This window comes from Streptomyces sp. TLI_105 (genome assembly GCF_900105415.1).
Lineage (GTDB): Bacteria > Actinomycetota > Actinomycetes > Streptomycetales > Streptomycetaceae > Streptomyces.
This window is the reverse complement of sequence record NZ_FNSM01000001.1, coordinates 1,684,182-1,697,881: the sequence shown is the minus strand read 5'-3', so window position 1 is coordinate 1,697,881 and position 13,700 is coordinate 1,684,182. Positions and strand designations below refer to the sequence as shown.

Sequence of the window (13,700 nt, the reverse complement as noted above, 5' to 3'; positions counted from 1 at the left end):
CCGCTCTCCGTGGACCGCACCAGTCCGGTCCCGCTCTACTTCCAGCTCGCCCAGCAGCTGGAGAGCGCCGTGGAGAACGGGACGCTCGCCCCGGGCACCCTCCTCGGCAACGAGATCGACCTCGCCACCCGCCTGGGCCTCTCCCGGCCCACCGTCCGCCAGGCCATCCAGTCCCTCGTCGACAAGGGCCTCCTGGTCCGCCGCCGCGGCGTCGGCACCCAGGTCCTGCACAGCAGGGTCCGCCGCCCCATGGAGCTCAGCAGCCTCTACGACGACCTCGCCGCCGCCGGACAGCGCCCCGCCACCCGGGTCCTGGTCAACCGGCTCGAACCCGCCGCAGGACCGGTCGCGGTCGCCCTCGGCCTGCCCGAGGGCACCGAGGTCCACTACCTCGAACGGCTCCGCACCGCGCACGGCGAGCCGATGGCGTACCTCCGCAACCACCTGCCCGCGGGACTCGTCGACCCCGACACCGAACGCCTGGAGACCACCGGCCTCTACAGCGTGCTCCGCTCCGCCGCGCTCACCCTGCACAGCGCCCGCCAGGCCGTCGGCGCCCGCGCCGCGACCGCCGAGGAGGCCGCGCTCCTCGACGAGCCGGAGGGCGCGCCGCTGCTCACCATGGAGCGCGTCACCTTCGACGACACCGGACGCGCCGTCGAGTACGGCTCCCACCTGTACCGGGCCACCCGCTACTCCTTCGAGTTCCAGCTGATGGTCCGCCCGTGAACCAGGTCCGCGGACCGGCTCCGTGACCCGGGGCAACCCCCTGACGAGCGCCACGACCCGCATGACCGATACTGCAATGCACGCAGAAGGACACAAAGGAGGGCACGGCCTCGTGACCAGGCTTCGGACAGGAGGGGTACGCGCCGCAGTCGGCGCCGTGCTCGCCCTCGCACTCACCGCGGCGCTCGCCGGGTGCAGCAGCACCGGCGGAAAGCGGGCGGAGGACGCACGCAAGGCCGCCGAGGCCCAGGGCAGGGCGGCCGTCGACACCCCCCGGTGGACCTTCGCGATGGTGACCCACTCGGGCGACGGCGACACCTTCTGGGACATCGTCCAGAAGGGCGCGAAGCAGGCCGCGGCCAAGGACAACATCAACTTCCTCTACGCCCACAACGACGAGGCCCAGCAGCAGGCGCAGCTGATCGACTCGTACGTCGCCAAGGGCGTCGACGGACTGATCGTCACCCTCGCCAAGCCCGACGCCATGAAGGCCGCCGTCGAGAAGGCCGTCAAGGCCGGCATCCCGGTGATCACCGTGAACTCGGGCGCCGAGCAGTCCAAGGCCTACGGCGCGCTCACCCACATCGGCCAGGACGAGACCGTCGCCGGCGAGGCCGTCGGCGAGGAACTCGACAAGCGCGGGAAGAAGAAGGCCCTCTGCGTCCTGCACGAGCAGGGCAACGTCGGCCACGAGCAGCGCTGCGCCGGAGTGAAGAAGACCTTCGGCGGCGAGCTCGTGAACCTGTACGTCGACGGCACCAACATGCCCGACGTCAAGGCCTCCATCGAGGCCAAGCTCCAGTCCGACAAGGACGTCGACGCCGTCGTCACCCTCGGCGCCCCCTTCGCCGACACCGCCGTCCAGGCCGCGAAGGGCGCCGGCAGCAAGGCCGAGGTCGACACCTTCGACCTCAACGCCAAGGTCGCGACCGCCCTGGAGGCCGGCACCCTCGGCTTCGCCGTCGACCAGCAGCCCTACCTCCAGGGCTACGAGGCCGTCGACCTGCTCTGGCTGTACCGCTACAACGCCGACGTCCTCGGCGGCGGCAAGCCGGTCCTGACCGGCCCCCAGATCATCACCAAGGACCAGGCCGCCGCGCTGAAGCAGTACGCGGATCGGGGCACCCGATGAGCTCCACCGCCCCGCCCTCGGACGGTGTCGACCACGTCGACGAACGGCTGCTTCGCACCACCCCCCTGAAGAAGCTGCTCGCCCGCCCCGAACTCGGCTCGGTCGTCGGCGCGATCGCCGTCTTCGCCTTCTTCACGGTGGTCGCCGACAGCTTCCTCAAGCCCTCCAGCCTCGGCACGGTCCTCTACGCGGCCTCCACCCTCGGCATCATGGCCGTCCCGGTCGCCCTCCTGATGATCGGCGGCGAGTTCGACCTCTCCGCCGGCGTCCTCGTCACCAGCTCCGCGCTGGTCTCCTCGATGTTCAGCTACCAGATGACGGCGAACGTCTGGGTCGGCGTCGGCGTCTCGCTGCTCGTCACCCTGGCGATCGGCGCCTTCAACGGCTTCATGCTGACCCGTACCAAACTCCCCAGCTTCATCATCACGCTCGGCACCTTCCTCATGCTGACCGGCCTGAACCTGGGCCTCACCAAGCTGATCAGCGGCACCGTCTCCACCAAGACCATCGCCGACATGGAGGGCTTCCCCTCCGCGCGGAAGCTCTTCGCCTCGGAGGCGACGATCGGCGGCGTCGAGTTCAAGGTCACCATCCTGTGGTGGTTCGGCCTCGTCGCGCTCGCCACCTGGATCCTGCTCCGCACCCGCTTCGGCAACTGGATCTTCGCCGTCGGCGGCGGCGCCGACGCGGCCCGCGCGGTCGGCGTCCCCGTCCACCGCACGAAGATCGGCCTCTACATGGGCGTCGCCTTCTGCGCCTGGATCTCCGGCCAGCACCTGCTCTTCTCCTTCGACGTCGTCCAGTCGGGCGAAGGCGTCGGGAACGAGCTGATCTACATCATCGCGGCCGTCATCGGCGGCTGCCTGATCACCGGCGGATACGGCTCGGCCATCGGCTCGGCGGTCGGCGCCCTCATCTTCGGCATGACCAGCAAGGGCATCGTGTACGCCGAGTGGAACCCCGACTGGTTCAAGTTCTTCCTGGGAGCGATGCTCCTCCTGGCGACCCTGCTGAACGCCTGGATCCGCAAGCGCGTGGAGGCGACCAAGTGACCACGGAGTCGACTCCGCTCGTGGAGCTGGCCGACGTCAGCAAGTACTACGGCAACATCCGCGCCCTCGAAGGGGTCTCCCTGGAGGTCCGCGCGGGCGAGATCTCCTGCGTCCTCGGTGACAACGGCGCCGGCAAGTCCACCCTCATCAAGATCGTCGCCGGTCTCCACCGGCACGACGGCGGAACCTTCCGCATCGAGGGCGAGGAGGTCACCCTCGCCAACCCGCGCGACGCCCTCGACCGGGGCATCGCCACCGTCTACCAGGACCTCGCCGTCGTCCCCCTCATGCCGGTCTGGCGGAACTTCTTCCTCGGCTCCGAACCCACGAGGGGCAGGGGCCCGCTCAAGCGGCTCGACGTCGAGCTGATGCGCGCCACGACCCGCGAGGCGCTGCTGCGCATGGGCATCGACCTCCGTGACGTCGACCAGCCCATCGGCACCCTCTCCGGCGGCGAGCGCCAGTGCGTGGCCATCGCCCGCGCGGTCCACTTCGGCGCCAAGGTCCTCGTCCTCGACGAGCCGACCGCCGCGCTCGGCGTCAAGCAGTCCGGGGTCGTCCTGAAGTACGTGGCGGCCGCCCGCGACGAAGGCCTCGGAGTGGTTCTCATCACCCACAACCCGCACCACGCCTACCTCGTCGGCGACCGTTTCGTCCTCCTCAAGCGGGGCGTCATGGCCGCGAGCCACACCAAGGACTCCGTCACGCTCGACGAGTTGACCCGGCAGATGGCGGGCGGCAGCGAGCTGGAGGACCTGCGCCACGAGCTGGAGCGGCCGACCGGCGCGTGACCGGCCCGCTCCACGACGTAACGGCCCCTTCACACCCCACCTGGCAGAATCGGAGCCGATGAGTACCTACCGTGACCTCGCCCACCGGGGAGCCGCCCGCGGGACCGTGCTGCGGACCGTCGGGTCCCGGGAGCGGCGCTCCCACCTGACGGCGCCCCGGGTGCCGACCGTCGGCATCGACATCGGCGGTACGAAGGTGATGGCCGGCGTCGTCGACGCCGACGGCAACATCCTGGAGAAGCTCCGCACGGAGACCCCGGACAAGTCCAAGAGCCCCAAGGTCGTCGAGGACACCATCGTCGAGCTGGTCCTGGACCTCTCCGACCGGCACGACGTGCACGCCGTCGGCATCGGCGCGGCCGGCTGGGTCGACGCCGACCGGGCCCGGGTCCTCTTCGCCCCGCACCTCGCCTGGCGCAACGAACCCCTCCGCGACGCCCTCCAGGGCCGCCTCGCCGTCCCCGTCATGGTCGACAACGACGCCAACACCGCCGCCTGGGCCGAGTGGCGCTTCGGCGCCGGACGAGGCGAGGACCACCTCGTCATGATCACCCTCGGCACCGGCATCGGCGGCGCCATCCTGGAGGACGGCCAGGTCAAGCGGGGCAAGTACGGCGTCGCCGGAGAGTTCGGCCACATGCAGGTCGTCCCCGGCGGCCACCGCTGCCCCTGCGGCAACCGCGGCTGCTGGGAGCAGTACAGCTCGGGGAACGCGCTGGTCCGCGAGGCCCGCGAGCTGGCCGCCGCCGACTCCCCGGTCGCGTACGAGATCATCGAGCGGGTCAAGGGGAACATCCCCGAGATCACCGGCCCCCTCATCACCGAGCTCGCCCGAGAGGGCGACGCCATGTGCGTCGAGCTGCTCCAGGACATCGGCCAGTGGCTCGGCGTCGGCATCGCCAACCTCGCCGCCGCCCTCGACCCCTCCTGCTTCGTCATCGGCGGAGGCGTCTCCGCCGCCGACGACCTGCTCATCGGCCCCGCGAGGGACGCCTTCCGCCGCCACCTCACCGGCCGCGGCTACCGCCCCGAGGCCCGCATCACCCGCGCCCAGCTCGGTCCCGAGGCCGGCATGGTCGGCGCCGCCGACCTCGCCCGGCTCGTCGCCCGCCGCTTCCGCCGCGCCAACCGGCGCCGCGTCGAGCGGTACGAACGGTACGAGCGCTACGCCCAGGCCCTGCGCAACGGCACCTCGGGCCGGGCCGCACGCACCCCCGAGGACCCCACTCCATGACCCTGTCCCAGCAGGCCACCCTGCCTCAGCAGACCACCCTGCCCCGCCCCCCGCAGGGCAGGCTGCCCGAGGACCGCCGGCACATGATCCGCCGTCGCTGGCTGACGGCCGTCATCATCGTGCTCCTCGTCGGCATCCCGGCCGGCTACCTCGTCATCTCCGCGGGCCAGAGCCGCGACAGCGGCCGCGACAAGGAGCGCGAGTCCTCGGCGGCCGGCCTCCAGGCCAACTGGCCCTCGCTGATGAAGCGCCGGGTCTTCGAGATCCCGATCCCCTCCGGGGCCTGGGACGTCGCCTACTACGAGACCAGCAACTGGAAGACCAGCCGACTGTACGTCCAGTTCACGACGACCGCCGGCGGCCTCGACGCCTTCCTCGCCGAGTCCGGGACCGCCCGTTCCGCGCTCACCTCTGGCCGGATCACCGTCGGCGAGCGCGACGCCGACATCGCCGGCTGGACCTTCGCCCACGGCGTGACCTGGGCGGGCGCCATCGTCCCCCGCGAGGAACCGCGCCCGCGGACCGACATCACCGTCGACCTCACCGACCCGGCCTTCCCGCGGGTGTACGCGGTGTCGACGACGAGCCCCTGACGCGGCCTCCCGCGGGTGAGCGGATGTGCCACCGTCGGCAACCGGCCTCAAGGCCCGTCGCCCGTACGGTGGTTGCCCGCCGCGCGTCGCCCGCCGCCGAAGGCCGCCGACATGCTCCGGGCGTGCCCGGGTAGGCGGACCGCACACGGCCCGAGGAGGAACCATGTCCGGACTCATCACCCGCATCAAGCAGTTCACCCGCAGTCCGCAGGGACGGCGGACGATCGCGTCGGCCCGTCGTGCCGCCGCCGACCCCCGCAGGCGCGAACAGGCCCGCAGGCTGCTCGGGCGGCTGCGCGGGCGACGGTGAAGGGCGGCAGGCACGCGGCGGGGGAAGGGCTTTCGCGGTGGGAACGCGCCCTGGAACGCTGGCAGAACAGGCTGGTCTCCAAGGTCCGCCACCGCGAACCCGTCGAGCTGGTCGACGCGCTGCACCACGAGTGCGACGACCACGCCGTGGTGTGCAGCGAGAGCAGAGTGGTCGTACCGAACGCCTACGAGGTGGAACTCGACGCCGGGGTGCACGAGGAGCTGGTCCGCCGAGGCCGAGGTGACGTGGGCGAGTCCCTGACGGACGATCTGGCCCGGTACGGGGAGCGCAAGGGCTACGAGTGGGCGGGACCGCTGACCGTGCGCGTCACCCCGTCCGCGTGTTTGGCCGGCGAGCCGTACCGGGTGAGCAGCCGCCCCATGCCCCACGTACGGGCCGACGCCTTCCCCGAGGGCGACTGAACGGGCCGCGGACCTCAGCGTCCGGGAGGGCGGACGTCGCCCAGGGCGCGGTCCAGGGCCGCCACCCCGAGGGCGGAGAGCACGACCTGGACCAGGCACTCCGTCCAGTCGACGCCCCGGGTGCCCGACAGCCCGAAGAGGGCGGCGATCCACGATCCGACCAGCGCCGCCGCGATTCCCACGACGATCGTCCACAGAACGCCTATGTGTTGTCTTCCGGGCAGGACGAGGCGGCCCAGCAGGCCGACCGCGACACCGATGACCAAGGCGCTGAGGATTCCCGAAATCGTCACGACTTCCCCTTCGTCGAGGCCTGGTGGGTTCCTTGAGGCCTGATGGGTTCCGTGCCCGCCTACCCGTGCGAAGACGGGGCATTCGAGCGCGGAAACCGTGGGAGCGACATGCGTGAGGTGCCACCGGCCGCTCGGTGAATCGGCCGCGACCACGCATACGTTCGGAACGGAGGGGCACGCGAACCGCAGCCGCACTCGGCGGCCGGGGAATTTCCCCGGACCGATTTCCAGGGGCACGAAGGCGAGATCAGGAACATGACCGACGACAGGAAAGGCGGGACGGCCGATGCCGCCGCCGGCGGGCGCTGCGACATCGCCACCGCCATGCGCCGCGCCTCCGGCCAGCTCGCGGACCTGCTCCAGTGCGAGCCGGGAGCCGTCTCGGCGGTGAAGGGCGGCGACGAGGGCTGGTCCGCGGACGTGGAGGTGGTCGAACTCGAAAAGGTCCCCGACACCATGAGCGTCATGGCGACCTACCACGTCGAACTCGACACCGAAGGACGACTCGTCGCCTACGAACGCGTTCGCCGTTACGCGAGGGGGCAGATCGACCGCCGCTGAAACCAGCGGGTGACCGGCGGGTTTCCGGCCGTCGCCGGCCCCGTGCGATCACCGGAAGGAGCTTCATCGTGACACTCGTCCAGCAGAGCAATCCCACGACCAGTGGCAGTGGTTCGGGCAATCTCTACGACGTTCTCGAACTCATTCTTGACCGGGGGCTCGTGATCGACGCCTTCGTCCGCGTCTCCCTGGTCGGAATCGAAATCCTCAAGATCGACGTCCGGGTGGTCGTCGCCAGCGTCGACACGTACCTGCGGTTCGCGGAGGCGTGCAACCGCCTCGACCTGGAATCCGGCCGCAAGGCGCCCACCCAACTCACCGACATCGTCGGCGAGATGACCGAGAGCGGCGCCAAGGGCAAGTCGAAAGGAGCGCTGAGCGGCGCCGTGGAGGCCTTCACGGACACGCTGAAGGGCAAGCGCGACGAGTCCGAGGAGGAGTCCGACAAGCGTCCGGTCCGCAAGTCGACGGCCGGCCGCCAGACGGCCCGGAAGCGAGAGGAGTGACACCTTGTCCACGTACGTCTACGCCATCACCGACGCCACGCACCCCGTGCGCCTGGACGGTCTGCGAGGAGTCGGCGATCCGCCCTCACCCCTGCGCACCGTCCGCACCGACACCCTGACGGCCGTCGTGAGCGACGCGCCTCCCGGCCTGCGGGCCAAGCGGCGCGACGTCATGGCCCACCAGAACGTCCTGGAGTCGCTCATGGCCGACGGAGCGACCCTGCCGATGCGCTTCGGCCTGCTCGGCCCCGACGACGAGCGCGTCGCCGACGTCCTGGACCGGGAGGAACCGGCGTACCGGCAGCGGCTCGCCGAGCTCGACGGCCACGTCGAGTACCACCTCAAGGCCGGCAGGGACGAGGACGACATGCTCCGCGCGGTCCTCGCCGACTCCCAGCAGGCCCGGGAGCTCAACGAGCGCACCCGCGGCGGCTCCGGCACCCACGAGGACCGGGTCGCGCTGGGGGAGCTCGTCTCGCGCGAGGTCGCGGCCCGGGGCGAGCGGGAGGCCGGGGAGATCGTGACCCGGCTGGACGGGGCGGCCACCCGTTCCGCCGTCGCCGACGTCGGCGGCAACCACTTCCTCAACGCCTCGTTCCTGGTCCCGGCCGAGCGCACGGACGAGTTCGTCCGGGCCGTGCGGGCCGAGGCCGACCGGCTCGGGGACGCCTACGACTTCACCCTCACGGGACCGCTGCCGCCGTACAGCTTCGTCTGAGCAAGGGGAGGTGAGGGGACATGGGCCTCGTCACCGGCGTTCTGACCCTTCCGCTGGCCCCGGTCCGCGGCACCGCCTGGGTCCTCGACCAGGTGATCCTCGCCGCGGAGCGGGAGCACTACGACCCCGAGCGGGTGCGCGGGGAGCTGGCGGCGCTCGAACAGGAGCTGACGAGCGGCCGCATCGACGCCGACGAGTTCGACCGCCGCGAGGACGAGCTCCTCGACCGGCTCGAAGAGGCCGAGGAGTACCGGCGGGGCTCGCGGAGCAGCCGCTGAGTCCCCACCGACGACAGACGACCGAGCCGGGGAGGACGACGAGCTCCCCGACGACGAGCCAGACGAGCCCGACGAGCCCGGGCCCGTCCGTCGCTCCCGGCCTCGCCCCGCGGCCTCCGCCCGCTGACCGACACCGCAGCACAGGGAGACATCGTGTCCGATTCACTGGCCGGCCGCATGCCGGGTTCTCCGCGAGCCGCACCGGCGTACGGGGCGCAGGGCTCGTCCGCGAACCTCGCGGACATCCTGGAGAGGGTGCTCGACAAGGGCATCGTCATCGCGGGCGACATCCAGATCAACCTGCTCGACATCGAACTGCTGACGATCAAGCTGCGCCTGCTGGTCGCGTCCGTCGACAAGGCGAAGGAGATGGGCATCGACTGGTGGGAGCACGACCCCTCGCTCTCCTCCCGGGCCGGGCCCACCAGGTCCGTGACGACCGCTCCGACCGCCGAGGGCGAGTCACCGGCCGAGGAGAACGAGCGGCTGCGGGCCGAACTGGCCCGGCTGAGGGCGGCGGCCGGGCTCTCCGGCCCCTCGTCCGACGCGGTGCGGGCTTCCCGGCAGGAAGAAGAGGAGGAGACGCGGTGAGCACCGACTCGCAGCTCCGGCGGGCGGACGAACCCCTCGACGCCGGTGAGGAGATGTCGTACGTCTACGCCCTGGGCCGTGTCGGCGAGCCCGCCCTGCGGGACGCCGTCGCCCGCCTGGCCGGCGTCGACGGGAGGGCGCTGCGGCTGGTCGAATCCGCCGGCCTCGCGGCGGTGGTGTCCTCCGTTCCGTCCGGCGCGTTCGGGGAGCAGGGGCTGCGCACGCAGCTGGAGGACATGGCCAGGCTGGAGGTGATCGCCCGGTCCCACCACGCGGTGGTCGACGCCGCGTTCGCGGGGACGACCGTCCTGCCCATGCGGCTGGCGACCGTGTACCTGGACGACGCCCGGGTGGCCGAGATGCTCACCGCTCGGCGCGGTCGCTTCCTGGACCTGCTGGATCGCCTGGACGGCCATGTGGAACTCGGCATGAAGGTCTACGCGGACGCGGGCGCGGTGACGCCGCCGAAGGCGGAAGGAGAGGCGGAGGCGGTCGCGGAGAGCCCGGGGCGCGCCTACCTCCGGCGGCGCCGGGCTCAGCGCCGCAGCATCCAGGACCTCCACCGCGCGGCCGCGGACGCCGCCGAGGAGGCGGTCCGGGTGGCGGAGGGACTCTCCAGCGCGCGGGTCGTCCACCGGCCGCAGCAGGGCGGACTGGCTCCCGCGCGGGGGGAGAACATCGCGAACGAGGCGTATCTCGTGCCCACGGGCGAAGTCGGCCGGTTCATGGCCGCGCTCGGTGCGTCGGCCGACGCCACCCCGGGCGTGCGCGTCGAGGTGACCGGGCCGTGGGCCCCGTACTCGTTCGCCACGGTGGCCGAGGAGGACCGGTACGGGACGGAGGAAGGTGGGGGGCGATGAACGGCACGCGGATCGCGGGCGGCGACATCACCACCCCCGACATCACCACCCCCGGCCCCGTCACCGGACCGCCCGTCGCCCTGATCGATCTCCTGGACCGGCTCCTGAACGGGGGAGCGGTGCTCACCGGTGACCTCGTCCTGTCCGTCGCGGACGTCGACCTGGTCCACATCAACCTGCGTGCGGTGATCCGGTCCGTCACGGGAGAGGAGCCGGCGTCGTGGTGAGCCGGGAGAGCGAGGCCTCCGCGGTGGCCCGGCGCCTGGGGACGGACGCGGACACGGTGGAACGGGACCTCGTCAAACTCGTCCTGACCATCGTCGAGCTGCTCCGGCAGCTGATGGAGCGCACCGCCGTGCACCGGGTCGACCAAGGAGATCTGACGGAAGATCAGGAGGAGCGCATCGGGCTGACCTTGATGATCCTGCAGGAACGCATGGAGGAACTCTGCGACCGGTACGGCCTGTCGATGGACGACCTCAATCTGGATCTGGGGCCCCTGGGATCCCTGCTCCCCCGGAACGGCGGCTGAGACAGCCAGGGACCCGTGTCATTTCACGTGGAGAGGCAAGGAGGAATGTCATGACTGCTGAGAGCGACAACGCCAAGAATTCCGATACCGCCAACGCCAAGAAGACGGCGGGCGGCAAGACCACCACCGCGGCCCGAGGACAGACCGCGAAGCGCGCCTCCGCCGCGGAGAAGACGGGCGGCTCGGCCGGGGCGCGGGGCGCCGGGAAGTCGGTCGGCGAGGCCGCCGGGCGCGCGGGCCGGACGGTGACCGACGGCCTCCAGAGCGGCCGGGAGCTGGTGACGGCCAACGCGGGCAAGGCGGCCACCGTGGCTGCCACGGCCTGGACGGCCGTCAAGCACCGCAAGGCCGTGGCAGCCGGTGCGGCGGTCGGCGTCGCCGGTGTCGCCGGCGCCGCGTTCGCCATCGGCCGCTCCACGGCCAAGCCGCTGACCGGTCCGCTGACGGGCCCCCTGACCCGCCTCGCGCGCGGCCGGATCTGAGTGGGCGGGCGCGGGAGTCAGTGCCTGCGCGGTCCGCGGGGAACGCTGGTCCGCCCGGTGCTGCCGGGCGGACCAGCGTGCCCCGCCCCTCGCGGCGCTTGACGGCGAACCCGGTCGTCCGGGCTGCCGGAGCGCGTCGCGGCGCCCGGTCTCGCCCCAGGGTGCGTTCCTCGCGTCAGCTCGACGGCGAGTGCGGACCGAGGTCGCGGGCCTTGGCCGGCCCGGGCCGACGGTCGGAGACAGACGGGAGGGGGTGTCACCCGCATGCGGGTGACACCCCCTCCCGCGCGTCCTACATGGAGGAGTCGTCGAACGGGTTGTTCATCACGGCGGAGGCCTCGCAGCTCGCGATCGCACCGCTGCTGGCACCGATCTTGCAGACCTCGAAGTAGGCGTTGTCGATCCAGCCGGCCTGCAGGTACGTGGTCCAGGAGGCGGTCGTCTGGCCACTCGGCACGGTCCGCATCGACCAGACCCTGTGGCCGGTTTCGCCGTTGGTGACGAGGCGGATGCCGACGACGTAGCCGTCGGTCGCGCGGTCCTGGGCGACGATCTGGATCGGGTCGAGACGGTAGGGGTTGATCCCCCAGCCGATGACCATCCGCCCGTAGTACGAGTTGGTCGAGACCGTCGCCTCGGTGCCGGACGCCGCGGCCGCGGGGCCGGCGAGGAGCGGAGTGACGACGGTGGCCAGAGCCGCGGCGGTGACGACGAGGCTGCTCTTGAGGCGCAAGGATCCCCCAGGGAAAGTGTGTTGGCTGGAAATGTCTACTCTAGCTCGAATCTGATCATGTCTGACCAAGCCTCAACTTTCCTCGCCCGGGCTGCCCTTCGACCCTCCACGGGCTTCTCTCCGGTAGCCGGCAGCGGCGTCGGACAAGCGCGTAGCTTGCCGGGGCAGGAGGGGTCGGGGGCCGGATGGGCGTACGGCTCATGGAGGTCTCGGTCTCCGCCCTGTCAGGCTTTGCGACGCCCGCTCGCCCTGCCTCACGTACCTCGCCGGCGAGGGCGTGCCGGACCACATCCCGGCGCGGTGGGCCGGTCACGCCGGCGTGCGTGCCACGAAGAGGTGGTACGCGAAGCCGGACGTCGAGGATCCTCGCGCAGCCGCCGTGACACGGGACGGCTGGCACGGGCCCTCACCCGCCCATGTGGGAAATCATGAGATGTGAGACGGTGCAGGGCGTGAGTGAGACACCGACGAACACCCTGCAATACCGCTCTGACGGGGCAGAAGACGCTCCGGTCCTCGTGCTGGGCCCCTCACTGGGCACCACATTCCACAGGTCGTAGGGCCTTTCCGCGACAGTCCACACAGTCCATACAGTGCGAATACTGCACGGTGCGCGGCGCTCGGTCTGCCTCACTCCGCAGAGACTGTGACACCTCGTGACACGACGAAGCCCGGCCGGGAGGCACCACCGAGCCGGGGCTTCGTCGGGCCTGAGCGCTACCGAGGCTTCGCCAAGTCATGTCAATCGCGGGGTACTCCCGGGCCACTGGGCCTTTTCCAACATGGCCGGGGATCACTGGGGCTGGCGTGGCAGAACGACGAAGCTCCTGGTAGACGGGTTGTCGACCGAGATCAACCTTCGCTGCCAGGAGCTTCCCGAGCTTATGGCGCGGGAGCCGCTCGGGAGCTGGAACACACCAGCACGCAGCGTGGGTTCTGTGCAGATCAGCCGAACGGCCGGCCCAGGCCACTGCCGCCACGCCCAGCACGCCCGCGCCGAGGAGAGCGGGGACGACTCCTCGCTCGGCCACGAACAGGGTCTGCGCGGCAGCGGCCAGGCCGACGGCTTGCCAGGGGTGGCCGGGAGAGGCCGAGGGGGAGGGCCGAGCCGGCGACGGCGCCGATCACTGCTGGGCCGGCGCAGGTGGGGAACGCCTGCACCGAGGATTTGGCGCGCAGGCTGTCGAAGCGGGGTCCGTCAGCGATGACCATGGCGAAGGAGGGCGCGAAGGCCGCAATGGCTATGAGTAGACCGCCGGCCAGGCCGGCCGCCGCCGCGTAGCCAACGACGGCGACGGTCTGGACGACCGGGCCGGGGTGACCTGGCCGAGGGCGAACCGGGTTCGGGTGAGTTGGTTTCACCGCACTCCCTGATGCGCTGTTTCGCGCCCCTGCACACGCCTTGGTACTGGCTGGGATCGGGAGGAGGGTACGGGGATCTGAGTCTGGCCTGATGGGGGGCGAGGCGGACGTCGGGGCCGAGATTTCCGCGGTCCACGGGCCGGATCGGGGGTTGTGCCGGGGTGAGAAGGTGGTCTTCGACATCACTCTCGATGCCACGGGACGACGAGCGGACAACATCCACCGTGAGTGATCAGGCGGCCGTTCGGGTCCGAGGCGTGGTGGCGGGCGGGAACGCTTCGGGCTCTCGTTGCCCCGGGCATGGCGTCTACGGTTGCGGCCGCTGACCCGGCCTGCCCTCTGTCCGGGAACCTTCATTGGCTGACGTCTCATGGGGCTGTCCTCTCAGCCGGTAGACGTCGTGGGATGCGCCCCATGCCAGATGGCGCAGCAGCGCGGAGAAGTAGCCGATGCGAACGGTCGTGTGCCGGGGGCCGGGCGTCCAGGACGGCTTCCAGAGCCTGGAGAATGTGCGGCCGCAC

General features: G+C 71.3%; 20 protein-coding genes and 1 pseudogene. 18 read left to right on the top strand and 3 right to left on the bottom strand.

Going from position 1 to position 13,700, the window contains the following annotated elements; translation table 11 throughout:
- Window positions 1–9 precede the first annotated feature (9 nt).
- From BLW86_RS07805 to BLW86_RS07775, 8 genes are all read left to right on the top strand, one after another.
- The gene (locus BLW86_RS07805) at window positions 10–729 is read left to right on the top strand and encodes a GntR family transcriptional regulator (RefSeq protein WP_093878557.1); all 720 of its coding nucleotides are present in this window, start codon (window positions 10–12) and stop codon (window positions 727–729) included.
- Window positions 730–841: 112 nt separating this feature from the next.
- Window positions 842–1,861, top strand: a complete 1,020-nt coding sequence (locus BLW86_RS07800; protein WP_177181597.1) for a sugar ABC transporter substrate-binding protein — start codon at window positions 842–844, stop codon at window positions 1,859–1,861.
- Window positions 1,858–2,913 carry an ABC transporter permease gene (locus BLW86_RS07795; RefSeq protein ID WP_093873339.1) on the top strand — a complete coding sequence of 352 codons (1,056 nt, stop codon included), beginning with the start codon at window positions 1,858–1,860 and terminating at the stop codon, window positions 2,911–2,913. The genes BLW86_RS07800 and BLW86_RS07795 overlap by 4 nt, the downstream gene beginning before the upstream one ends.
- Window positions 2,910–3,704 (top strand): ATP-binding cassette domain-containing protein, encoded by a 795-nt coding sequence (locus BLW86_RS07790; RefSeq protein WP_177181596.1) that lies wholly within the window; start codon window positions 2,910–2,912, stop codon window positions 3,702–3,704. The genes BLW86_RS07795 and BLW86_RS07790 overlap by 4 nt, the downstream gene beginning before the upstream one ends.
- A gap of 58 nt (window positions 3,705–3,762) precedes the next feature.
- Window positions 3,763–4,938 (top strand): ROK family glucokinase, encoded by a 1,176-nt coding sequence (locus tag BLW86_RS07785; RefSeq protein ID WP_093873338.1) that lies wholly within the window; start codon window positions 3,763–3,765, stop codon window positions 4,936–4,938.
- Entirely contained in the window at window positions 4,935–5,531 is a 597-nt protein-coding gene (locus BLW86_RS07780) for a hypothetical protein (RefSeq protein ID WP_177181595.1), read from the top strand. The genes BLW86_RS07785 and BLW86_RS07780 overlap by 4 nt, the downstream gene beginning before the upstream one ends.
- 163 nt (window positions 5,532–5,694) lie before the next feature.
- Window positions 5,695–5,841: a hypothetical protein gene (locus tag BLW86_RS41950; protein WP_177181594.1), complete on the top strand. Its 147-nt coding sequence runs from the start codon at window positions 5,695–5,697 to the stop codon at window positions 5,839–5,841.
- A complete protein-coding gene (locus BLW86_RS07775; RefSeq protein WP_093873337.1) occupies window positions 5,838–6,263 on the top strand; it encodes an FhaA domain-containing protein in 426 nt (141 codons plus the stop codon). Before BLW86_RS41950 ends, BLW86_RS07775 begins: the two co-directional genes overlap by 4 nt.
- A 14-nt stretch (window positions 6,264–6,277) precedes the next feature.
- On the opposite strand, the gene BLW86_RS07770 is transcribed toward BLW86_RS07775, so the two are convergent.
- On the bottom strand, window positions 6,278–6,556 hold the full coding sequence (locus BLW86_RS07770; RefSeq protein ID WP_093873336.1) for a GlsB/YeaQ/YmgE family stress response membrane protein: 279 nt from the start codon (window positions 6,554–6,556) through the stop codon (window positions 6,278–6,280).
- Between the two features lie 255 nt (window positions 6,557–6,811).
- On the opposite strand from BLW86_RS07770, the gene BLW86_RS07765 reads away from it, so the two are divergent.
- The 9 genes from BLW86_RS07765 (at window position 6,812) to BLW86_RS07725 (ending at window position 11,084) form a co-directional block, all read left to right on the top strand.
- Window positions 6,812–7,117 (top strand): gas vesicle protein GvpO, encoded by a 306-nt coding sequence (locus BLW86_RS07765; RefSeq protein WP_093873335.1) that lies wholly within the window; start codon window positions 6,812–6,814, stop codon window positions 7,115–7,117.
- 68 nt (window positions 7,118–7,185) lie between these two features.
- Window positions 7,186–7,623 (top strand): gas vesicle structural protein GvpA, encoded by a 438-nt coding sequence (locus tag BLW86_RS07760; RefSeq protein WP_093873334.1) that lies wholly within the window; start codon window positions 7,186–7,188, stop codon window positions 7,621–7,623.
- Window positions 7,624–7,627: 4 nt separating this feature from the next.
- Window positions 7,628–8,341 (top strand): GvpL/GvpF family gas vesicle protein, encoded by a 714-nt coding sequence (locus BLW86_RS07755; RefSeq protein ID WP_093873333.1) that lies wholly within the window; start codon window positions 7,628–7,630, stop codon window positions 8,339–8,341.
- 20 nt (window positions 8,342–8,361) lie between these two features.
- Entirely contained in the window at window positions 8,362–8,619 is a 258-nt protein-coding gene (locus tag BLW86_RS07750; RefSeq protein WP_093873332.1) for a gas vesicle protein GvpG, read from the top strand.
- A 153-nt stretch (window positions 8,620–8,772) separates the two neighbouring features.
- Entirely contained in the window at window positions 8,773–9,210 is a 438-nt protein-coding gene (locus tag BLW86_RS07745; RefSeq protein ID WP_177181593.1) for a gas vesicle protein, read from the top strand.
- Window positions 9,207–10,070, top strand: a complete 864-nt coding sequence (locus tag BLW86_RS07740; protein ID WP_256341249.1) for a GvpL/GvpF family gas vesicle protein — start codon at window positions 9,207–9,209, stop codon at window positions 10,068–10,070. The genes BLW86_RS07745 and BLW86_RS07740 overlap by 4 nt, the downstream gene beginning before the upstream one ends.
- Window positions 10,067–10,297, top strand: a complete 231-nt coding sequence (locus BLW86_RS07735; protein WP_256341248.1) for a gas vesicle protein — start codon at window positions 10,067–10,069, stop codon at window positions 10,295–10,297. The genes BLW86_RS07740 and BLW86_RS07735 overlap by 4 nt, the downstream gene beginning before the upstream one ends.
- A complete protein-coding gene (locus tag BLW86_RS07730; RefSeq protein WP_093873330.1) occupies window positions 10,291–10,602 on the top strand; it encodes a gas vesicle protein K in 312 nt (103 codons plus the stop codon). Before BLW86_RS07735 ends, BLW86_RS07730 begins: the two co-directional genes overlap by 7 nt.
- Window positions 10,603–10,652: 50 nt before the next feature.
- The gene (locus tag BLW86_RS07725; RefSeq protein WP_093873329.1) at window positions 10,653–11,084 is read left to right on the top strand and encodes a hypothetical protein; all 432 of its coding nucleotides are present in this window, start codon (window positions 10,653–10,655) and stop codon (window positions 11,082–11,084) included.
- Window positions 11,085–11,376: 292 nt separating this feature from the next.
- On the opposite strand, the gene BLW86_RS07720 is transcribed toward BLW86_RS07725, so the two are convergent.
- Window positions 11,377–11,817 (bottom strand): hypothetical protein, encoded by a 441-nt coding sequence (locus BLW86_RS07720; RefSeq protein WP_093873328.1) that lies wholly within the window; start codon window positions 11,815–11,817, stop codon window positions 11,377–11,379.
- Between the two features lie 428 nt (window positions 11,818–12,245).
- Between BLW86_RS07720 and BLW86_RS43040 the strand changes: the two are divergent.
- Window positions 12,246–12,368 (top strand): annotated as a pseudogene (locus BLW86_RS43040) (3-oxoadipate enol-lactone hydrolase); the annotation flags it as partial.
- Window positions 12,369–12,762: 394 nt separating this feature from the next.
- Here the strand turns inward: BLW86_RS43040 and BLW86_RS43035 are convergent.
- Window positions 12,763–13,362: a chromate transporter gene (locus BLW86_RS43035; RefSeq protein ID WP_256341247.1), complete on the bottom strand. Its 600-nt coding sequence runs from the start codon at window positions 13,360–13,362 to the stop codon at window positions 12,763–12,765.
- Between the last annotated feature and the right edge of the window lie 338 nt (window positions 13,363–13,700).

What these genes read in the sequence shown, in the direction of transcription:
- BLW86_RS07795 (WP_093873339.1), top strand. Translation starts at nt 1,858, where the DNA reads ATGAGCTCCACCGCCCCGCCCTCGGACGGTGTCGACCACGTCGACGAA.
- BLW86_RS07785 (WP_093873338.1), top strand. Translation starts at nt 3,763, where the DNA reads ATGAGTACCTACCGTGACCTCGCCCACCGGGGAGCCGCCCGCGGGACC.
- BLW86_RS07780 (WP_177181595.1), top strand. Translation starts at nt 4,935, where the DNA reads ATGACCCTGTCCCAGCAGGCCACCCTGCCTCAGCAGACCACCCTGCCC.
- BLW86_RS41950 (WP_177181594.1), top strand. Translation starts at nt 5,695, where the DNA reads ATGTCCGGACTCATCACCCGCATCAAGCAGTTCACCCGCAGTCCGCAG.
- BLW86_RS07765 (WP_093873335.1), top strand. Translation starts at nt 6,812, where the DNA reads ATGACCGACGACAGGAAAGGCGGGACGGCCGATGCCGCCGCCGGCGGG.
- BLW86_RS07750 (WP_093873332.1), top strand. Translation starts at nt 8,362, where the DNA reads ATGGGCCTCGTCACCGGCGTTCTGACCCTTCCGCTGGCCCCGGTCCGC.
- BLW86_RS07735 (WP_256341248.1), top strand. Translation starts at nt 10,067, where the DNA reads ATGAACGGCACGCGGATCGCGGGCGGCGACATCACCACCCCCGACATC.
- BLW86_RS07725 (WP_093873329.1), top strand. Translation starts at nt 10,653, where the DNA reads ATGACTGCTGAGAGCGACAACGCCAAGAATTCCGATACCGCCAACGCC.
- BLW86_RS43035 (WP_256341247.1), bottom strand. Translation starts at nt 13,362, where the DNA reads ATGTCGAAGACCACCTTCTCACCCCGGCACAACCCCCGATCCGGCCCG.